Below are 3,726 nucleotides of genomic sequence, written 5' to 3'. Positions count from 1 at the left end.
TGCGGGATATCATGGCCCGCAAGGGTGCCTCGGTAGCCACTGCCGCACTGGTATTCGGCCGCGAAGACCGGGGTCTGTCCAACGACGAACTGGCACTGTGCGACCTGCTCACAGGCTTTCCCATGGCCGTGCCCTATCCGTCCCTGAACCTGTCCCAGGCAGTCATGCTCTATGCCTGGGAACTGTCCGGCCTGGCCAGAGAGCCAGCCACTCAATCAGAACCAGCCAACACCGACGCCAGACTGGGTGCCCTGCGTCAACGTTTAGAGCACCTTCTGCCCCAGGTGGATGCTCCTGCCGAAGGTAAACTGTCCAAGTGGGTATTCGAACGGTTACCGTTGCTCACCGAGAGAGACGTTGGTTTTGTGCATACCCTCTGTGGAAATATCGAGCGCGAGCTTCGAGAATCGTTCGATTCGAACCCGTAGGCACCTGTGAGCTATGGGAGCCATTCCGGGGGCCTCTCCCAAGATCGTCGAAAACAAGGATGTTTTCGTCGAGCGTACAGGGACGTATTTACAGCGTATCTTGGGAGAGGCCCCCGGAATGGCTCTTCCCCCAAAGCCACAATCATCATTCGGCAAACCGCCCAGGCCGAAAAGCATCCAGACACACAGAAGGCTCCTCCCCGTCGATCAGCTGGGCAATCACATCCGCACTGCCCGCCGACAGGGTCCAGCCAAAGGTACCGTGACCGGTGTTGAGAAACAGGTTTTCACGGGGTCCGCGACCAATAATGGCAGGCCCATCCGGTGTCATCGGGCGGAAACCTGTCCAGGTTTCAACGGCTTTCAGATCGGCGCAGCCCGGAAAACGGGACTCGACGGATCTACGGATGGTAGCCAGCCGGGCTTCAGGAATGTCGCGATTGAAATCCGCCAGTTCCACGAAACCGGACGCCCGCAGGCGATCGCCGAGGCGGGTTGAAACCACCTTGTAGTTGTCGTCATGCACAGTGGAAACCGGAGCCCGGTCAGGGTCCGCCAGAGGCACGGTGAAGCTGTAGCCCTTGACCGGATAAATCGGCAGCTTCAGGCCCAGCGGGCGGGTAAGCTGATCCGACCAGCAGCCGGCGCAGATTACCACCGCATCGGTCTCCAGGGTCTTTGCCTTGCCGTCCTTGTTGCGCACGGCAACGCCGTTTATACGCTGACCATCTGCGACAAGGTGCAGGGTTTCAGTGTTGTAGCAGACGCTCACACCCCTGGTCTCACAGGCGCCGGCCAGTTCACGGGAAAACAGGTGGCAGTCGCCAGTGCCGTCGGTATCGTAGCTCAGGGCACCATGGAGCGGGCCGTTACCGGTCATTCCGGGCTCGGCTTCCCGGACCTGCTCGGGTGTCAGCAAGCGGGAGGCAATACCGAGCTCGTCAAGCAATTGCTGCGTCTGGCGATAGCTTTCAAGGGCTTCCGGGGTGCTGGCCAGATGGAGCAGGCCCTGGTGGTCGCCATCGAAGCTCAGGTCCAGTTCCTGCTCAAGGGCCAGAAAGCGTTTGCGACTGTGGATGCCGAGGCGGAGCATAGCGCGCTTGTTCAGGCCGAAAAGGCCGGGAGAGAGCGCGTAGCGCAGGGTGGCGAACATGAATCGCAACGTTTCGATGGACGGTGGCACCCGCATTTTCAGCGGACCGTCTTTCTTGAACAGCCAGGGTATGGCCTTCAACACCATGGACGGGTCCGCCCAGGGATAGACTACCCCGTAGGAACGCTGGGCGGCATTGCCCTTGCTGGTTTCGTTTCCCGCGACACCGTATCGCTCCAGAACCGTCACCTTGTGGCCCCTGCGGTTCAGCTCGTAAGCAGTAGTCATACCCACCACTCCGCCACCAATTACAATAATCTGCATCTACCTCTCCGTCCAGTTCACTTCACGCCATTTCTGGCTAACAGGCGGCGGTATTCCTTCAGCACGCCCTCGTCCTCTTTCGGGTATTCCGGAGCCAGCCGTTCCAGCTGCTCCGCCAGCACCGCCGCGACGATCGCCCGAGCCTGGGGCTTCCTGTCACCAGGCACGACAAACCAGGGCGCTTCTTCCGTGTGAGTCGCGGCCAGGGCCTCTTCGGCGAACTTTTCATACTGACCGCGTTTTTCCCAGCCGTCGATATCAGATCTGTCGAACTTCCAGCGTTTTCGCGGTTTGTCGAGGCGCTTTAGAAGACGCTCGCGGTGTTCGTCTTCGGACAGGTTGAGCCATATCTTGATGACCGTAGTGCCTTCTTCCACCAGATGGTTCTCGAAGTTCCTGATGGACTGGTAACGGTTGTTCCAGTTGTAGCTCTCAGGCTCGTGTACCGGCCATACCCGCTCGGCAATGACCGCCTCGTGATGACTGCGATTGAACGCCACCATTTCGCCGAAGCCCGGCAGGAAGGGCGTTACCCGCCAGAGAAAGTCGTGACGGACTTCAGCGCCTTTGGGCCGGCTGAAAGACCAGGCATGAAAGCCCGCAGGGTCGGCGTAGGTTGCCAGTGTCCGGATCAGGCTGTCCTTGCCACTGGTGTCCGGCCCATGGGCCACCAGCAACACGGCTCTGGCCTGGTTGGCCCAGAGCCGGCGCTGGTACTCGCCAATCCGTTCCAGACTGGCCTCCAGCCCCGGCAGTTTCTCATCATCGTCCAGAAGCGTAGGATAGTCCCGGAAGGCCGGCTGCTTCGGGTCGAACAGATAGGAACTGGCAAATGCCGATAATTTCATCAGTGTGCTCCGTGAAACTCCCTATGGAGGTAATACAGGTCAACAATCGGACAAGCTGGTAGACTTGCCGTTTCACATGTTCAGAATAGCAGTCACGACCACGGTTGCATTGGAGTGTAGTACCTGGCAATGAGTAAAAAACGTCGCGAGATTCCCGTATTTGATCATCCGATTATCGAAACCCACTGCCACCTGGATTACCTCAAGGACCGTCCCCTCGAGGACACCCTGGCCGAGGCACAACGGGTCAATATCGAGCGGGTGATCACCATCGCCGTGTCGCCCGAGAACCTGGCGACCGTGCGTGAGCTCAGCCAGTCTGCGCCCTGGGTGTACGGTACCCAGGGGGTCCACCCCCATGACGCCGAGAAATACTCCGACGCCGCTGAAGAGGAAATCCGTGCCCACGCCGGTGACGACAAAATAGTGGCCGTGGGAGAGATCGGCCTGGATTATTTTTACGACAATGCAGACCGGAATGTGCAGCGCGAGGTTTTCCGCCGCCAGCTTCAGATTGCCTGCGACACGGATCGTCCCGTCGTTATTCACAGCCGTGAAGCGGATGAAGATACCATCGACATCCTGAGAGAATTCGAGTCCACCCTCAGGCGTCGGGGCGTGATCCACAGTTTCACCTCTGGCCCCGGGCTTGCGCAGTATGCGCTCGACGAAGGCTGGTGCCTTGGCTTCAACGGCATCACCACCTTCAACAAGGCAGAAAACGTACGGGATATCGTGCGCATGGCACCCATCGAACAGATCCTGCTGGAAACCGATTCGCCGTTCCTGACCCCCGTACCCTATCGTGGCAAAGAGAACGCGCCTTTCTATATTCCTTTTGTTGCTGAAAAAATTGCCGAAGTGAAACAATTGCCGCTGGAAAACGTATTGTCTACTACCTACGAAAACAGCCTGAGAACGTTCTTCCCACGTCAATGATTAAACACATACCCGTCTCGGCCCTCAGGGTCGGGATGTACATCACCGATCTCAACAACGACTGGATTCCTCACAATACCCAGCGTCGCCGTGG

Annotated in this window: 5 protein-coding genes; 3 read left to right on the top strand and 2 right to left on the bottom strand. The window is 58.6% G+C overall.

The genetic code is table 11. The annotated features are described in order from the left end of the window. Positions 1 to 428, top strand: a 428-nt coding sequence (locus ACESMB_RS05630; protein ID WP_372971088.1) for a TrmH family RNA methyltransferase, incomplete at its 5' end; no start/stop codon positions are given. 145 nt (positions 429 to 573) lie between these two features. Here ACESMB_RS05630 and ACESMB_RS05625 read toward each other — a convergent pair. Both ACESMB_RS05625 and ACESMB_RS05620 read right to left on the bottom strand, forming a co-directional pair. Next, on the bottom strand, positions 574 to 1,845 hold the full coding sequence (locus tag ACESMB_RS05625) for a D-amino acid dehydrogenase (RefSeq protein ID WP_372971087.1): 1,272 nt from the start codon (positions 1,843 to 1,845) through the stop codon (positions 574 to 576). A 17-nt stretch (positions 1,846 to 1,862) separates the two neighbouring features. Next, complete coding sequence (locus ACESMB_RS05620) at positions 1,863 to 2,693, bottom strand: polyphosphate kinase 2 family protein (protein ID WP_372971086.1); 831 nt, start codon at positions 2,691 to 2,693, stop codon at positions 1,863 to 1,865. A gap of 129 nt (positions 2,694 to 2,822) precedes the next feature. On the opposite strand from ACESMB_RS05620, the gene ACESMB_RS05615 reads away from it, so the two are divergent. Continuing rightward, positions 2,823 to 3,632: a TatD family hydrolase gene (locus ACESMB_RS05615; protein WP_372971085.1), complete on the top strand. Its 810-nt coding sequence runs from the start codon at positions 2,823 to 2,825 to the stop codon at positions 3,630 to 3,632. After that, on the top strand, positions 3,629 to 3,726 hold a 98-nt coding region (locus ACESMB_RS05610), incomplete at its 3' end, for a DUF3391 domain-containing protein (protein ID WP_372971106.1). The genes ACESMB_RS05615 and ACESMB_RS05610, both read left to right, overlap by 4 nt.

Origin of the sequence: Marinobacter sp. (assembly GCF_041686475.1) — a bacterium.
Taxonomy (GTDB): Bacteria; Pseudomonadota; Gammaproteobacteria; order Pseudomonadales; family Oleiphilaceae; genus Marinobacter.
Note: the sequence above shows the minus strand (reverse complement) of the source record. Positions and strands in the feature narration are given on the sequence as shown.

Excerpts from the sequence above, each read along its gene's own strand:
- ACESMB_RS05620 (WP_372971086.1), bottom strand. The coding sequence starts at position 2,693 with ATGAAATTATCGGCATTTGCCAGTTCCTATCTGTTCGACCCGAAGCAG.
- ACESMB_RS05615 (WP_372971085.1), top strand. The coding sequence starts at position 2,823 with ATGAGTAAAAAACGTCGCGAGATTCCCGTATTTGATCATCCGATTATC.
- ACESMB_RS05625 (WP_372971087.1), bottom strand. The coding sequence starts at position 1,845 with ATGCAGATTATTGTAATTGGTGGCGGAGTGGTGGGTATGACTACTGCT.